This is a genomic window from Streptomyces sp. NPDC052236 (assembly GCF_044548015.1).
Taxonomy (GTDB): domain Bacteria; phylum Actinomycetota; class Actinomycetes; order Streptomycetales; family Streptomycetaceae; genus Streptomyces.
The window spans coordinates 82,826-97,524 of sequence record NZ_JBIUBL010000026.1 but is presented as its reverse complement, the minus strand read 5'-3'; the positions used below and the strand labels follow the sequence as shown (position 1 = coordinate 97,524).

Here is a 14,699-nt window from a genome sequence, read left to right as displayed (position 1 = left end):
GGGCTGAAGGCGCTGAAGCTCCTCACGGTCCGGAAGGCGCTAAGGCCTCCACCCAGGAGGGTCCGGGGCGTCCGGAGACCGCTGCGGCGCCGCCACCTCCGCCCACACCGTCTTCCCGGTTCCCCGAGGTACGGACCCCCACCGCCGGGCGAGCCGCCGCAGGACGATCAGGCCGTGGCCACCAGGCACCGTCGCGGCGGACGGCCGGGGCCGCGGCGGTACGGGACTGCCGTCGGTGACTTCGATGCGCAGCCGGTTCGAGGTGCAGGTCAACGCCAGCTCCTGAGGCCCTTGGGTGTGCAGGCAGGCGTTGGTGACGATCTCGGACACCAGCAGCAGGACATCATCGACGGCCGCCTGCTGCTCCTCGTCCGCGGCGGGCAGCCACCTCCAGTCGGTCAGGGCCGCTCTGCAGAAATCGCGACAACGCCCCACCACACCCTCGGTGCCGAACAGGGCGAGCCGACGGGTCTGCCCCTGCGACGGGAGGACGTCACTCACGACCTCCTCCTCTGCATCCTCTGATCCTCTACTTACGCGGACTTACGCGGACTTACGCGGGCTGTCTGCCAGGGCCTCATCGACGCTTCCGTAGACGTGAAAGACCGCGCCCGCGCCGGTGATGTGGAACATATGGGCCACGGGCGCGCGTTGAGCCCGCTGGAGTCACAGAACCGCAGGTCCGCGCAGTCCACCAGGACCCTGGCCGTCCGTGACAGCAGGGTGTCGGCGAGCACTTCGCGCAACGCCTGGGCCGAGTCGTGCTCCAGCTCACCGGCGAGGGTCATACCAGCGATTCCTCAGCCGGCATCGGCCGCACCGCGACCCCGAGGCGCCCCCGCAGCCCGTCGGCACGCCCAGCCACGACGTACCACCTCTCGTTCCGCGCGATGGGGCCACTCTTTCGGGGGAGTGCCCGTAATGCTGTGCTCTATGCGTGGCTTTCCGCGTAGTTCTCTGCGTGCCATGCGCTCAGGCTTCCGCCCGGAGCCGGGGCAGGACATCGGTGCGGTAGAAGTCGAAGAAACCGTGCTGATCCGGTCCGATCTGGTTGACGTACACCTCGGCGAAACCGGCCTCCGCGTAGGCGCGGACGGCCTGCGCGTGCTCCTGCACGTCATCGCCGCAGACCACGGAGGAGCGCACCATGTCCTCGGTGACCAGTTCGGAGGCCTGCTCGAAGTGGGCCGGGGTCGGCAGGACCTGGCCCAGTTCGCCCGGCAGCTGCGCGTTCGGCCAGAGCCGGTGCACAGTCTTGACCGCGCGCTCCCTGTCGGTGCCCCAGCAGACCTTCAGCCCGCCGATGACCGGCTTCTGGCCGCCCCCGGCCCTGCGGAACTGCCCCACCAGGTCCTCGTCGGGGCCCATCGTGATGAATCCGTCGCCGATACGGCCCGCCAGCGCGGCGGCCTGCGGACCGAAGCCCGAGATGTAGAGGGGCGGCGGCTCCTCGGGAAGCGTGTAAAGGCGGGCGTTCTGCACCGTGTAGTGCTTGCCCCGGTGGGTGATCTGCTTGCCGCTGAAGAGGTGCCGGATGACCTGAACGGCCTCTTCCAGCATCTCCATCCGCTCAGCGGCGTCGGGCCAGGCATCACCGAGTACATGCTCATTGAGTGCCTCACCGGTGCCGACGCCGAACCGGAACCGGCCTTCGGTCAGCACCCCCGAGGTCGCCGCCGCCTGCGCGTTGAGCGCCGGATGCATCCGCACCGTAGGACATGTCACGAGCGTGGTGACGGGCAGCGAGCAGACTTGGGACAGCGCGCCGATCATCGACCAGACGAAAGGGCTCTGGCCCTGCTCGTCGTTCCAGGGGTGGTAGTGGTCGGAGATGGCAAGCACATCGAACCCGGCCTGCTCCGCCAGCCTGGCCTGTGTCAGCAGCTCGACGGGACCGGACTCCTCGCAGGACAGGAAGTATCCGTACGAGGTCATGTGGCGCCCTCCGGTTCGCGGTCCCGCTCCCGTTCCTTGTCGTCGTACGGCCACCGCAGCAGCGCTCCGATCCCGCCGGCCGGGACGTCGTCCGGCTCGCGGGGCGGCACGCGCAGCACGTCGGCGCCGGTGACGACCGCCGAGCGGAGCAGCGCGTCGTCGGCGGGCGCGGGCAAGGGCTGCCGTTCGCCGAGGTACTGGATTTCCGACCGGCGTACGGCCAGCTGGTCGGGGTCGTCGCCCACCCACACCTGGCGGTGGGCGTCGGCCCCCTCGGGCCGTATGAACAGTTCCGCGATCCGGTGCTCGCGCGCCGCCTCCACCACGGCGGGGACACCCTCGGCCGTCCTCGCGCCCCGGGAAGCCCGGAAACGGTCGAGCTCCTCCTCGGCGCGGCGCTTGAGATGATCTCTGCGGGCGCGCTCCACATCCTCGTCCAGCAGCCGCTTGTCCACACCCTCGGCCCGGCCGCCGAAGTCGGTCTCGACGACGAGCGGGCGCAGCGTGACGGGCAGCCGGTTGTGGACGGCACGCCGTTCGCGGCGGTCCCCGGCGAGAATGATCAGGTCGGCGCCGTCCGCTTCCTGGCGTGCGGCGATCGCGTTGGCGATCTCGGCGGCGTTGTGCTCCCAGGTCTCCTCGACGCTCCGTTCGAAGTGGCTCGCGGACCAGTCGGCGCTCGGAGTGCGGTGCAGCGGCCAGGTGTCGCCCTCGGCCAGGCCGGTGGCGGCGGGGTGGCTGGACACCGGACTGCGGAGTTCCAGGTCCGCACCCGCGCGATCGATGTACGCGACCAGGCAGACGGGTTCCTGCACGGCGAGGTCCAGCAGCGGGGCGACGTGTGGCAGCGCCGCCCAGGACACCTCGGAGGGCGCGATGGGACGGGTGGCGAGCGGCGGATCGAGGACGACTTCCCCACCTGCGGCGAAAACCGCGCGCCCGAGTTCTCCCGGCTCATGGGGCCGGTCGGTCAACGCATCGAGCACCGCACGGGCGGTTGCCTCGTCCGCTCCCTGCCGGAGCAGTTCACGGCACGCCTCCTTGGCCTGGAGCTCCCGGCGGGCGGGGGTGGACTCATCGGTCCACATGGTGTCGAGATGGACGCTGGCCCACGGGCCAGAGCGCTCATAGAGCGGTGCGAGATGAGCGAGTTGCATGACTTCCTCCCGGATAGCCGGGTATTGCTTCAGCGGCGGGTACCCGCAAGGTCATGAGTCACACAGGACAGCGCACCCGCCGCCGTACGGAAGGGAGGACGGCCGTCATGTCCGAGACCGTAAACCGGTCGGATCTGCCAGACAGGTCAGACCGGCCAGACCTGTCCGAGGCATCCGAAGCATCCGAGGCGCCGGAGGCGCCGGAGGCGTCCGAGGCGTCCGAGGCGCAAGACCAGTCCGTGGCCGAGCACCGGCGCGGAGGCAGGGGGGTCGACCCTGCCGACCTCGACGAACAACAGCTGCTGCGGGAACTTGAGACGATCCACCGGAGCCGGCACGACACGCTGCTGTACGGGTCGGCCGCCGCGCTCAGTGCGCACAACGTCCGGATGGCGGAGCTCGAGGGCGAGTATCTGCGGCGCCATCCGCAGCGTTCCGCGGCTCTTGGCCGGACCCGCGCCGGGGCCCGTGCGAGGCAGGCACCTTCCGACGAATCGGCCTGACCGGCCGGGGGCTCCGCCCCCGAACCCCCCAGTTACGGCCGGTCGGACGGCCGGCGGGCGGCGAGCAGCAGCACGATGTCGTCGGGCCGGTCGGGCGCGGCCTCGCGGATCAGACGGTCCGCGGTGTCGGCGAGCGAGGACGAGCCCACTTCGGCGAGTGCTCCGCGCACCTGCTCGATGCCCAGGTCGATGTCCACGCCCGCACGCTCCACCAGCCCGTCGGTGAAGAGGGCGAGGATGGCGCCCGGCTCCAGCCACAGTTCGGTGACGGGGTAGTCCGCGTCGCCGTCGACCCCGAGCACCACACCGCCGGGCAGGTCCAGGACCTCGGTCCGGCCGTCGGGATGGCGCAGCAGCGGCTGGGGATGTCCGGCCCGGACGGCCTGGGTGGCGCCGGACTCCGGGTCGAGCGCGATATAGCAGCAGCTGGCGAACTGGCCGGGGTCGAGGTCGATGAGCAGCCGGTTGGTGCCGCTCATCACCTCGCGCGGGTCGTGCCCGCTGAGGGCGAAGGCGCGTACCGCGCTGCGCAGTTGGCCCATGGTGGCGGCGGCCGACACGCCGTGCCCCTGTACGTCGCCGATGACCAGGGCAAGCCCGCGGCCGGTCTCAATGACGTCGTACCAGTCGCCCCCGATGTCCATGTCCTGGGTCCCGGCGAGGTACCGCGCGACGGTGTCGATGTGCGGTACGACGGGCAGCCGGTGCGGCAGCAGGGCGTCCTGCAGGCCGCGGGCGAGCGCGGCCTCGGTGTCGTAGCGCTGGGCGCGTTTGAGTGCCTGGGCGATGAGTCCGGCGAGGGCGGTGAGGACGGTGCGCTCTTCGGGGCTGAAGCCGCGCGGCCGGTCGAAGCCGAGGATGCAGGAGCCGACGGGACGGCCGGAGGCGATCAGCGGCAGGAAGGCCCGGGCGCCGACGTGGGCGTCCATGGGGATGCCGGGGTAGGCGGCGGCCAGCTGTTCCATGGACTCGAAGAAGATGGGGCGGCCGGAGGTGAGCGTCTCGACGCCGGGCAGCCGGGCGTCGAGCGCGACGCCGTCGAAGCGGTTGAGGAAGCCCTGCGGGAAGCCGGTCTCCCAGGCCAGGTAGAGGTGTCGCTCCTTGAGGAGGTAGATCGCCAGCTGACGGCCGCCGAAGGCGGGCAGCAGCTCGTCCGTGACCACGGCGGACACCTGGCGGGCCGTGACGGCCTCGGTCAGCGCGATGGCCAGGGCGACCGGGCGGTACAGCGCCGCCGCGCGGTCCGCCGTGGATCCCAGGCCCGCGCCCGGCGTGGCGACCGACCCGGGCGTGTACGTGGGTTCGGCGGGGGTGACCGTGGCGGACAGGCCGTCGTGGCCCGGGTAGAGGGAGACCGAGAGCCAGTCCTCCACGCCGCGGCGGGCCAGGAAGTGGACCGGTTCGTGGGAGAGCAGCGCGGCCCGGAAGTAGTCCTCGTGGGCGGGGTGGCCGAGCCAGGGCAGGACATCCCACAGGACCTGCCCGGCCAGGGCCGTCCGGGGGTGGCCGAACAGGGTCTCCGCACTGTGGTTGACGTAGGTGACGCGGCCGAGCCGGTCGATGGAGAGGATGGCCCGCGGGAGCCGGTCGGTTGCCTCGGCGACGATCGGCCCGGTGCCGAGGTCGACCAGGAAACCGGTCAGATGGCTCCCCCGGCTTCCCTCGGTCGGGTCGGTGCGTCTGCCCGAGACTTCGAGCAGGTGCGGTTGGCCGTCGGGGCCGCGCAGCCGCATGCGGCGCGCCACCGGCCGGCCCGACTGGGACGCTTCGCGGGCGACGGCCCACAGTCCGTACATGTCCTCCGGCGCCAGCCGTGCCGCCAGCGCCTCGATGGTGCCGGGGAAGACCGCCGGGTCCGTGCCGAGGATGACGCACAGCCCCTCGTCGGCGGCCACGATGCCGCTGTCGAGGTCCCAGTCGAAGTGCCCGAACCGTACCGGCGGGGTGGTGAGCGCGGGCATCTGGACGGACAGCGGTTCGCCGTCCCACTCGACGCGTGTGCCGTCCGCGTCCAGCTCGGCGAGGGCGGTGCCGAGCCGCCGCGCGATGTTCTGCATCCGGTTGCGGTCGGCGGTGTCGACCGGATGGCCGGGGGTGGCCGGGCGCAGCGCCGTCAGCACCCCGTACGTCTCACGGCCGCCGGCGACCGGCACGTACAGCGAGCCGAAGGGGAACGGCAGACCCGCCATGAGCTGCGGAAACTGGCGCATGGCCGCCTCGGCGTCGGCGAGGAGGACGATGCGGCCCGAACGGTAGGCCTCGGCCACCGGGAACGGGCGGTTCACATGCATACGCCACCAGGGGCGGAACAGCTGGCAGGGCAGCCCGCCGAGGACGGCCAGCCGCAGCAGGCCGGGTGTCCGCGAGCGCAGATAGACGCCGGCGGCGTACCCGCCGACCGCCTCGACGGCGCCGACCACGGCCCGGGCGAGCGCCAGGTTCAGTTCGTCCGGGACTCGCCCGCCGCCGTTCGGTCCGCCGGTCATCGCCCCACGCTCACTGGGCGGGGGGTGCCGGGCCGCGCCGTGCCAGGTCACACAGCCAGCATGCGCCCCGGCTGTCGTGCCACGCATCTTCCCGGGCCACTGCTGCGGACCAGCCGTCGGAAGGCAGCGGCGGATGCGGCCGCCGAGCCGCGTCCGGATGCCTCGGGGCCGTTCTGGATGGACGCTGGAGGCATGTCCGCAAACGCGCCGATCGTCGTGCACCGGATCTCCGCGTCGGGTGGCCGCCGCGTCACGGTGCGGGATCAGATCATGGGCCTGGCCCACTCCGACGAGGATTTGCTGGAGTTTCTCCGCCAGGCGGGGCTGCCCGACGCCGCCGATCTGCTGGACGACCCGACCTGGATCGAGTGGGTCGGCGACCGGCGGCACGAGTACGACCCGCTGGAGATCATTCCGTGACGGTCCACGCGCCGTTCCGCCGTTGTCAGTGGGCCGCGAGATGCTTGACGGTCCGACCTTCCTTCCCAAGGGGGAATCTGACATGACCGATCCCGAACTCGCCGCCGCGCAGGCGTACGTACGGCTGTTGCAGACCACCCGGGCGGTCCTGGCCGATCCACAACAGCGCGTCCTGACCCTGCCGTTGCTGACCGCTCCGATCGCCGAGGCGGACGAGGCGCTGCGGGCCATCGGACTCGCGGGCAACGAGGCGGACTTCTTCCGCCTTGTGGCCAGGTGTCAGCCCGGGCCGCCCGGTCAGCCCTGATTCGGCGCGGATTCGGCCTGCTTCGGCCTGCTTCGGATCAGACCGTGGAGGACATGCTGCGCAGGGTGTCGAGCACCTCGCTGTCGGATACCTGCTCGAAGTCGGCGTACCACTCCCCCACCGACCGGAGCACGGAGGGCTGGTGGAGGCAGATCAGGTCGTCGGCCTCCTCCCTCAGTTCCGCGGCGATGCGGGGGCTGCAGACCGGCACGGCCAGGATCAGCCTGCCTGGCTCCTGGCGGCGCAGATGGCGCAGCGCGGCGCGCGCGGTGATACCGGTGGCGAGGCCGTCGTCCACGACGATCACGCTGCGGTCGTGTATCCGCGGCGCGGGCCGCCGGCCGCGGTAGAGCTCGTCGCGACGGTGCAGTTCGAGGCGTTCTCTGGCCACATCGGAGGCGAGATCCGTCTCGTCCAGGCCGAGGGTTCCCAGAGCCCCACGATCGAAGACGGGCGGGTCCTCGCCCGCGATCGCGCCGATGCCGACTTCCGGAGTGCCCGGGACGCCGATTTTGCGGACTACGAGCACGTCCATGGGTACGCCCAGGGCGCGGGCGATCTCCGCCGCGACGGGTACGCCACCGCGAGGCAGGGCGAGCACGACGACATCGGCGAGATCTCCGGCCGCGGCCCACTCCAGCAGCCTGACGGCGAGTTCCTGGCCGGCGTGCCTGCGGTCGTCGAATCGCATGGCGTTGCTCCTCTCTTTGCCGCCCGGATACCCCTGGCGACTTCCGCCATGCCCGCCGATGCGGCGGAATTGGCCTGGACCATTGCCAGGGAACCCGGTCGTGCGCTTGGCTGACGCCAGGTCCGCGCCCACCCCCACAAGGAGCGTATTGTCATGCGCAAGACAGCAAGCTCTCTGACGACCGTTCTCGCCCTCTGCGGCACAGCGGGACTGTTCCTGACCCCGTCCGTCTCATCCGCCGCCGCCTCCACTCCTTCCGTTTCCTCGGCCTCCTCGGCTTCCTTAGCCTCCTCCGCCCTGGCCGAGTCGCCGACGACCGGCTGGCGGCAGACCTCGTTCACGTACTCCATGCAGAAGCCCTGGAACCTGAGCCTCTCCCAGCGCTACACCTACAGCGACTCCATCCACCGCATGTGGGTCAACGACACCGACGAGCCCATGTCCCAGGGCAGTGGCACCGACCCACGCACCGAGATGCGCTGGCAGCAGGAGTACACGGGCGGACAGCACATGTGGGACGCCGACGTGTACATCCCCACCGGTACCAACAGCGCGAGCTTTATGCAGATCCTGCGGGTCAAGCACCCCGCGGGCACGCCGGCCACGGACATCATGTTCAACGCGTACAGCGCGAACGGCGGCACCGTGAAGGCGTACGACGGCACCGTCCTCAGGACCGGGGTCTACAACACCTGGTTCAACCTGAAGGTCGAGCACAACGCGAGCACCGGCACCATCCGGACGTACATCAACGACACTCTGGTGCTCACCAGGGCCGACCGCGGCCCCGCCACCCGTCACTTCAAGAACGGCGTCTACCACCACGGCACCGGCCGCGCCGAGGCCCGCTTCCGCAATATCCGCTACTGGACGCGGTGAGCCGCCGGCGACGCCCTCGCCCGGGCCCGCGCGCTCACAACTCTCCGAAGCCGAGCGCGACAAGCTCGCCAATGCCCTGGCCGGGCTCACGCCGGGTTGAGGCGGCGGGCTACCGGCCGTCGTCGTCCGCCGTGCCGGAGCCCGGTTCCGCCATCCGACGGTGAGCGGCTGCCTTCACACTGTCCGGGAGGATCTTGTTCGCGAGTCCCTGTGCCCTGGTCTTCGCCGAGCCCGCCACGGTCTCCTTCCGCCCGGCCATGAGCGCCTCGAACCCCTGCCGCGCCACCAGTTCCGGATCGTCCTTCGGCTGCTGGCCGACCTTCGTGTCCTCCATCCCGGCCCGGCGGAAGAAGTCCGTCTCCGTCGGGCCGGGCATCAGTGCGGTGATCGTCACGCCCGTGTCCTCCAGTTCGTTCGCGAGGGCCTGGGCGAAGGACTGGATGAAGGACTTGGAGGCGTTGTACACGGCCTGGAAGGAACCGGGCGTGGTCGAGGCGATGGACGAGGTGAAGAGCAGCTTGCCCTCGCCGCGGGCGACCATGTCCGGCAGCAGCCGCTTGGCCAGGTGCACGCTCGACGTGATGTTCAGGTCGATGACGCGGACCTCGTCGGCCAGGTCGGTGTCGAGAAACGCGCCCCCCCCGGCCGACGCCCGCGTTGAGCGCGGCAGCCGCGACCGGCCGACCGGTGGCGGAGATGGCCGCGCAGAGCTGCTCCACGCCACCCGGTACGGCCAGATCGGCCTGGACAGCCCGCACCGCTTCGGCTCCGTACGCCCGGATCTCGTCCGCCGCGAGTTCCAGCCCGCCGTCCTCCGCCGCCAGCACCAGGTCGAAGCCGTGGTCGGCGAATTGCTTGGCCAGTTCGAACCCGATGCCGCGCGAAGCGCCTGTCACGACGGCCAGTGGCCTGCTCTCGTTCATGCGCCCACTCCCTAAGGTTTCAGCAGCGTCTTGACCATGCCGTCGCTCTTGTGCTGGAACATCTCGTACGCCTTCGGCCCGTCCGCGAGCGGCATGGTGTGCGTCGCGAACCCCTCCACCCCGAGCACGTCCTCGTCATTGAGCAGCGGCAGGATGTCGTCCACCCAGCGTTTGACGTTGGCCTGGCCCATCCGGAGCTGGATCTGCTTGTCGAACATCGTCAGGAGCGGCAGCGGGTCCATCGCGCCGCCGTACACACCGGCCAGCGAGATCGTCCCGCCACGCCGTACGACGTCGATCGCGGTGTAGAGCGCGCCCAGCCGGTCCACCCCCGCGTGTTCCATCACCCGTCCGGCGATGGCGTCGGGCAGGTGGCCGGTGAGCCACTGGGAGGCCTTCACCACGGGTGCGCCATGCGCCTCCATCCCGACGGCGTCGATCACGGCGTCCGTTCCCCGCCCGTCGGTCAGTTCCCGGATGGCGTCGGCAAGCCCCTTGCCGTACGTGCGCAGGTTCATCACCTCCACCCCGCGGGCGGCGGCGCGGCTCAGCCGGGCGGGCACCAGGTCGACCCCCACGACCAGGCTCGCGCCCCGGTGCAGGGCGACCCGGGCGGCCATGTCGCCGATCGGGCCGAGACCCAGCACGGTGACCGTGCCGCCGGGCGGGATGGCCGCGTACTCGACCGCCTGCCATGCCGTGGGCAGTACGTCGGACAGATACACGTAACGCTCGTCGCCAGGCCCCTCCGGCACCTTGATCGGGAGGGTGTTGCCGAAGGGGACCTTCATGAACTCCGCCTGTCCCCCGGGCACCTGGCCGTACAGCTTGGTGTAGCCGAACAGCGCGGCACCCGTGCCCCGCTCGCGGACCTGTGTGGTCTCGCACTGCGACTGCAGACCGCGCTCGCACATGAAGCAGTTCCCGCAGGAGATGTTGAACGGGATGACGACCCGGTCGCCGGGTTCGAGGGAGGCCACCTCCGCGCCGATCTCCTCCACGATGCCCATGGCCTCGTGGCCGAGGATGTCGCCGGGATCCAGGTAGGGGCCCAGCACCTCGTACAGATGCAGGTCCGAGCCGCAGATGCCGGTGGAGGTGATCCGTACGATGATGTCCGCCGGATCCTTGATGTGCGGGTCGGGCACCGTATCCACCCGCACGTTCCGCTTGCCCTGCCATGTCAGCGCGCGCATGCCGTCGTCCTCCCGTCGCCGCGAAGGTGAAGGTCTGGAGCCTTCCGGGTCCCCGCAAGCTGGGCGGTCATGCCGTGCGGCGACGCCACGGTGAGCGAGACAGCTGTTTCGTCCACTGTGATCGGGAGACTCGAAGCTCACAGGTCCCTTCAAGGACACGGAGTACCCCATGAGCCCGAAAACAGGACTGCGGGTGGTTGTCACCGGGGCCACCGGCAATGTCGGCACGAGCGTGGTGCGCGCTCTGGTGAATCAGCCGCGGATCGACTCAGTTCTCGGGCTCGCGCGCAGGATTCCCGACCTGACTCTCCCGAAGACCGAGTGGGCCGCTGTGGATCTGGCGCGGCAGGAGAACACTCAGCAGCTCAGACGGCACTTCGCCGGAGCGGACGCCGTCGTCCATCTCGCCTGGCGGTTCCAGCCGACGCACGATCCGGTGACCACCTGGCACACGAACGTACTCGGCTCGCTGCGGGTGTTCGAGGCGGTCGCGTCCGCCGGTGTGCCCACACTGGTCCACGCCTCGTCCGTCGGCGCGTACGCGCCGGGGCCGAAGGAGAGCCCGGGAGTCGACGAGGCATGGCCCACCCATGGCTGGCCGGACGCCGCGTACTGCCGGGAGAAGGCCTACCTCGAACGGATTCTGGACACCTACGAGCGGGAGCACCAGGACATCCGCGTGGTGCGGATGCGGCCCGGCTTCATGTTCAAGGAGGGGTCGGCGAGCGAGCAGCGCCGTATCTTCGCCGGCCGGTTCCTGCCCGGCTCGCTGATGCGGCCCGACCTCCTGCCGTGCGTACCGGATCTGGAGGGCCTGCGCTTCCAGGCGCTGCACACCGACGACGCCGCGGAGGCGTACTGCTCGGCGGTGCTGGGGGATGTGCGCGGCGCGTTCAATCTGGCCTCCGAACCGGTCGTCGACGCGCGGGCGCTGGGCGAACTGCTCGGGGTGCGTGTGGTGCGGCTGCCGCGGCGGGCGGTGCGGATCATGCTGGCGGCGGCGTGGGGGCTGCATGTGGTTCCGGCGTCGCCGCATCTGTTCGACGCGGTGCTGCGGCTGCCGCTGCTCGACAGCTCTCGTGCGCGTGAGGAGCTGGAGTGGAAGCCGACCCGGACGTCTCTGGAGGCGATCGAGGAGTTCCTGCACGGCGTACGTAAAGGCGCGGGCGAGGCCACGCCACCGCTCGCGGGCCACAAGGTCGGCTGAGTGCTGAGTACGGGAGGAGCAGGTGTGCGGGCCGTTGTACGGGCCCTGGCGGGACGGGGCCCGTACAACGGCCCGCGGCTTACCGGTCTGCCGGTCTACCGGTCGCGGGAGCTACCGGCCGCGGGACTTCTTGACCCGCTCGCTGCCCTTCGCCACCGCTTCCCGAGCCTTGCCCATCAGCTGCTCGGCGCGCCCTTCCGCCTGCGTGCGCTTGTCGTCGGCGGCGTCGCCGATCTCTTCCTTCATCTTGCCCTTGGCCTGCTTCGCCTTCGCCTTGGACTTGCTCATCACGGTGCCTTTCACAAGCGGGGTCGTACTGGTTGAACTGGTATTTCCAGCTTGCGCCCAACTCTGGGTGGCCGCAATCGGACGCTCAGCGATCAAGTCGGGAGCCCGGCCGTACGTGCCTGAACGCAACCGGGACGGGTACCCGCGGACCCCGCGTAAGGAGGCAGCGATGGGGCACGGCAGCGACGCTCTCGCCACGTACCGCCGCAAGAGGGATTTCCGTCGCACGCCCGAGCCGGGCAGCGACCGTAAGAGACAGCGGCAGGAGGAGTCCGCGGAGAGCTCGCCACAGTTCGTCGTACAGGTCCACGACGCGAGCAGCATGCACTTCGACTTCCGGCTGGAGGCCGACGGCGTACTCAAGTCCTGGGCGATACCGAAGGGTCCTTCGGCCGATCCGAGCGAGAAGCGGCTCGCAATGCCGACCGAGGACCATCCCCTGGAGTACGGCGAGTTCGAAGGGGTCGTCCCGCCCGGCCAGTACGGCTCCGGGACCGTGATTGTCTGGGACCAGGGCACGTACAGCAATCTGTCCGAACGCGACGGAGAGCCGGTCCCCGTGGCCGAGGCTCTCGCCAAGGGGCACCTGTCCTTCGCGCTCCACGGCAAGAAACTGCACGGCGGCTATGCGCTGACCCGCTTCCGGGACGGCGAGGACGAGGCGTGGCTGCTGGTCAAGCGCGCCGACCGGCGGCAGACGAAAAAGGGCGGCCGGTCCGAGCCCGTACCGGCGCGGCTGCGGTCGGTACTGACGGGCCGCACCCTGAAGCAGGTGGCAGCGGGCCAATGAGTCCAGCCGGCCCGATGCTCGCCGTGCTGAGCGACCGCCGGGACTTCGGCGGGGAGGTCTGGCTCTTCGAGCGCAAACTCGACGGCGTCCGCGCCCTCGCCCGCCGCGACGGAGACCGGGTCCGGCTCTTCTCCCGCACCGGGCAGCCGCTCGACGCCACCTACCCGGAAATCATCGACGCACTGGCCGCACAGCCGTGCCACGACTTCGAGGTGGACGGCGAAGTCGTCGCCATGGAGGCCGGTCGTACCAGCTTCACCCGGCTTCAGCGCCGGATACAGATCGGCGACGCCAAGGCCGCCCGGGCGAGCGGCGTACGCGTCGACTTCTACCTCTTCGACGTGTTGCGGCTCGACGGGCGGGACACCACAGCACTCCCGCTGCGTGAGCGCAAACGGCTGCTGCGGGGCGCGCTCCGCTTCGGACGGCCGCTGCGCTTCACTCCGCACCGCAACGCCGGTGGGCAGGAACTGCTGGACAAGGTGTGCGGTTCCGGCTGGGAGGGCCTCATCGCGAAGCGGGCCGACAGCCGGTACGTACGCCGCCGCTCCACCGACTGGCTCAAGCTGAAGTGCTCGGCCGGACAGGAGATGGTGATCGCCGGATTCACCGATCCTGCCGGCACCCGCACCGGTTTCGGCGCACTGCTGCTGGGCTACTACGAAGGCGGCCGGCTGCGGTACGCGGGCCGGGTCGGCACCGGCTTCGACAACGCGACCCTGCGCCGGCTGCGGAGCCGGCTGGACGCCCTGGAACAGGACCGGCCCACCTTCGCAGCTCCGGAGGAGCTGCCCGCCGCGGAGCGCTCGGCCCACTGGGTGCGTGCGGAACTCGTCGCCCAGGTGGAGTTCACGGAGTGGACGCGGGACGGCAGGCTGCGCCATCCGCGGTTTCTGGGCCTGCGCGAGGACAAGCGGGCGAAGGACGTCGTACGGGAGTGACCGGTCGTACGGGAGTGACCTCGGGGCCTGGCGGGCTCAGCAGGCACTGGCTCAGCCGGTCCCCGTCAGCGCCCGCAGCCTCCGCCCGGCCGCGGACACACTGTGCCCGTGCCGCCCCAGACCCGCCCACGGGTCGCTCTCCAGCCGGTCCCCCAGATCGGTCACTGTCCAGCGGCGCGCCGTCAGTTCCGGCGCGTCCAGCTCGTCCCAGGCCAGGGGCGCGGCGACCGGCGCGCCGGGCAGCGGCCGGACCGCGAAGGGGGCGACGGCGGTCTGGGCGTAGCCGTTGCGGGCGGTGTCGATGAGCAGCCGCCCCTCGCGGGCGTCCTTGCGCGGCTCGGTCGTCAGCTCGTCGGCGTACCGTGCCGCGAGCGTGTCGGCGACAGCGCGCGCGAACGCGAGTACGTCGTCGGCGTCGTCGCCCCGGTTGAGCGGGACGAGGACATGCAGGCCGCGCGACCCCGTGGTCATCAGGGCCGAGGGCAGCTCCAGTTCGTCGAGCAGCTCGTACAGGCGGTGGGCGGCACGGCGTACGGCTTCGAAGTCATCGGCGGACGGGTCCAGGTCGAACACCACCCGGTCCGGGTTGCGCGGCCGGTCGGCGCGGCTCAGCCAGCGGTGCGGGGTGATGCACGCCTGTCCGGCGAGGTAGACCAGGGTCGCCGTGTCGTCGCAGGTCACATGGGTCACCTCGCCGCCCTCCTTGGCCACGGTGGCGCGGTGGACCCAGTCGGGGAAGTGGTCCGGGACCTCCTTCTGGATGAAGCGCCGGCCACGGATGCCGTCGGGCATCCGCTCCAGCATCAGGGGCCTGCCGCGCAGTTCCGGCACCATGCGCCGGGCCACGCGGCGGTAGTGGTCCGCTAGGTCCGCCTTGGTGATGCCGTCTTCGGGGAAGAGCTGTTTCTCGGGCCTGTTGACGCCGACCTTGTGGCGTCCGACGTGCAGTTCCAGGGTGGGGCTCACCTGCACTGCC

At 70.8% G+C, this 14,699-nt stretch carries 17 protein-coding genes and 1 pseudogene; 8 read left to right on the top strand and 10 right to left on the bottom strand.

All coding sequences use genetic code 11. From position 1 onward, the window contains the following. Nucleotides 1-39: 39 nt before the first annotated feature. A complete protein-coding gene (locus tag ACIHCQ_RS33770; protein ID WP_399671327.1) occupies nucleotides 40-330 on the bottom strand; it encodes an ATP-binding protein in 291 nt (96 codons plus the stop codon). Between ACIHCQ_RS33770 and ACIHCQ_RS33765 the strand changes: the two genes are divergently transcribed. Then, on the top strand, nucleotides 298-525 hold the full coding sequence (locus ACIHCQ_RS33765; RefSeq protein ID WP_399671336.1) for a hypothetical protein: 228 nt from the start codon (nucleotides 298-300) through the stop codon (nucleotides 523-525). The genes ACIHCQ_RS33770 and ACIHCQ_RS33765 overlap by 33 nt on opposite strands. 8 nt (nucleotides 526-533) lie before the next feature. Here ACIHCQ_RS33765 and ACIHCQ_RS33760 read toward each other — a convergent pair whose 3' ends face one another. The 3 genes from ACIHCQ_RS33760 to ACIHCQ_RS33750 form a co-directional block, all read right to left on the bottom strand. Further along, nucleotides 534-788, bottom strand: a complete 255-nt coding sequence (locus ACIHCQ_RS33760; RefSeq protein WP_399671153.1) for an STAS domain-containing protein — start codon at nucleotides 786-788, stop codon at nucleotides 534-536. 184 nt (nucleotides 789-972) lie between these two features. After that, nucleotides 973-1,935 carry an LLM class F420-dependent oxidoreductase gene (locus ACIHCQ_RS33755; protein WP_399671150.1) on the bottom strand — a complete coding sequence of 321 codons (963 nt, stop codon included), beginning with the start codon at nucleotides 1,933-1,935 and terminating at the stop codon, nucleotides 973-975. Continuing rightward, on the bottom strand, nucleotides 1,932-3,092 hold the full coding sequence (locus ACIHCQ_RS33750; protein ID WP_399671147.1) for a Vms1/Ankzf1 family peptidyl-tRNA hydrolase: 1,161 nt from the start codon (nucleotides 3,090-3,092) through the stop codon (nucleotides 1,932-1,934). Before ACIHCQ_RS33750 ends, ACIHCQ_RS33755 begins: the two co-directional genes overlap by 4 nt. Before the next feature lie 239 nt (nucleotides 3,093-3,331). Here ACIHCQ_RS33750 and ACIHCQ_RS33745 point away from each other — a divergent pair, with 239 nt between their 5' ends. After that, nucleotides 3,332-3,595 carry a DUF6158 family protein gene (locus tag ACIHCQ_RS33745; protein WP_399671324.1) on the top strand — a complete coding sequence of 88 codons (264 nt, stop codon included), beginning with the start codon at nucleotides 3,332-3,334 and terminating at the stop codon, nucleotides 3,593-3,595. Nucleotides 3,596-3,627: 32 nt separating this feature from the next. Here ACIHCQ_RS33745 and ACIHCQ_RS33740 read toward each other — a convergent pair whose 3' ends face one another. Further along, complete coding sequence (locus tag ACIHCQ_RS33740) at nucleotides 3,628-6,168, bottom strand: SpoIIE family protein phosphatase (RefSeq protein ID WP_399671144.1); 2,541 nt, start codon at nucleotides 6,166-6,168, stop codon at nucleotides 3,628-3,630. Nucleotides 6,169-6,273: 105 nt separating this feature from the next. Between ACIHCQ_RS33740 and ACIHCQ_RS33735 the strand changes: the two genes are divergently transcribed. Further along, nucleotides 6,274-6,501 (top strand): hypothetical protein, encoded by a 228-nt coding sequence (locus ACIHCQ_RS33735; protein ID WP_399671141.1) that lies wholly within the window; start codon nucleotides 6,274-6,276, stop codon nucleotides 6,499-6,501. 82 nt (nucleotides 6,502-6,583) lie between these two features. After that, nucleotides 6,584-6,808 carry a hypothetical protein gene (locus tag ACIHCQ_RS33730; protein ID WP_399671138.1) on the top strand — a complete coding sequence of 75 codons (225 nt, stop codon included), beginning with the start codon at nucleotides 6,584-6,586 and terminating at the stop codon, nucleotides 6,806-6,808. A 37-nt stretch (nucleotides 6,809-6,845) separates the two neighbouring features. Here ACIHCQ_RS33730 and ACIHCQ_RS33725 read toward each other — a convergent pair whose 3' ends face one another. Continuing rightward, on the bottom strand, nucleotides 6,846-7,499 hold the full coding sequence (locus ACIHCQ_RS33725) for a phosphoribosyltransferase (protein ID WP_399671135.1): 654 nt from the start codon (nucleotides 7,497-7,499) through the stop codon (nucleotides 6,846-6,848). A gap of 153 nt (nucleotides 7,500-7,652) precedes the next feature. Between ACIHCQ_RS33725 and ACIHCQ_RS33720 the strand changes: the two genes are divergently transcribed. Beyond that, the gene (locus ACIHCQ_RS33720; protein ID WP_399671133.1) at nucleotides 7,653-8,378 is read left to right on the top strand and encodes a cinnamyl alcohol dehydrogenase; all 726 of its coding nucleotides are present in this window, start codon (nucleotides 7,653-7,655) and stop codon (nucleotides 8,376-8,378) included. Nucleotides 8,379-8,487: 109 nt separating this feature from the next. On the opposite strand, the pseudogene ACIHCQ_RS33715 reads toward ACIHCQ_RS33720, so the two are convergent. Then, a pseudogene (locus tag ACIHCQ_RS33715) lies at nucleotides 8,488-9,301 on the bottom strand (SDR family NAD(P)-dependent oxidoreductase). A gap of 11 nt (nucleotides 9,302-9,312) precedes the next feature. Beyond that, entirely contained in the window at nucleotides 9,313-10,497 is a 1,185-nt protein-coding gene (locus ACIHCQ_RS33710; RefSeq protein ID WP_399671130.1) for an alcohol dehydrogenase catalytic domain-containing protein, read from the bottom strand. Nucleotides 10,498-10,666: 169 nt separating this feature from the next. Between ACIHCQ_RS33710 and ACIHCQ_RS33705 the strand changes: the two genes are divergently transcribed. Further along, nucleotides 10,667-11,704 carry an SDR family oxidoreductase gene (locus ACIHCQ_RS33705; protein ID WP_399671127.1) on the top strand — a complete coding sequence of 346 codons (1,038 nt, stop codon included), beginning with the start codon at nucleotides 10,667-10,669 and terminating at the stop codon, nucleotides 11,702-11,704. A gap of 111 nt (nucleotides 11,705-11,815) precedes the next feature. Here ACIHCQ_RS33705 and ACIHCQ_RS33700 read toward each other — a convergent pair whose 3' ends face one another. Beyond that, on the bottom strand, nucleotides 11,816-11,992 hold the full coding sequence (locus tag ACIHCQ_RS33700) for a CsbD family protein (RefSeq protein WP_399671124.1): 177 nt from the start codon (nucleotides 11,990-11,992) through the stop codon (nucleotides 11,816-11,818). Nucleotides 11,993-12,161: 169 nt separating this feature from the next. Here ACIHCQ_RS33700 and ACIHCQ_RS33695 point away from each other — a divergent pair, with 169 nt between their 5' ends. After that, a complete protein-coding gene (locus tag ACIHCQ_RS33695) occupies nucleotides 12,162-12,782 on the top strand; it encodes a DNA polymerase ligase N-terminal domain-containing protein (RefSeq protein ID WP_399671121.1) in 621 nt (206 codons plus the stop codon). Next, a complete protein-coding gene (gene ligD, locus ACIHCQ_RS33690; RefSeq protein WP_399671118.1) occupies nucleotides 12,779-13,723 on the top strand; it encodes a non-homologous end-joining DNA ligase in 945 nt (314 codons plus the stop codon). The genes ACIHCQ_RS33695 and ligD (ACIHCQ_RS33690) overlap by 4 nt, the downstream gene beginning before the upstream one ends. A gap of 51 nt (nucleotides 13,724-13,774) precedes the next feature. Here ligD (ACIHCQ_RS33690) and ligD (ACIHCQ_RS33685) read toward each other — a convergent pair whose 3' ends face one another. Continuing rightward, entirely contained in the window at nucleotides 13,775-14,695 is a 921-nt protein-coding gene (gene ligD / locus ACIHCQ_RS33685; protein ID WP_399671116.1) for a non-homologous end-joining DNA ligase, read from the bottom strand. Between the last annotated feature and the right edge of the window lie 4 nt (nucleotides 14,696-14,699).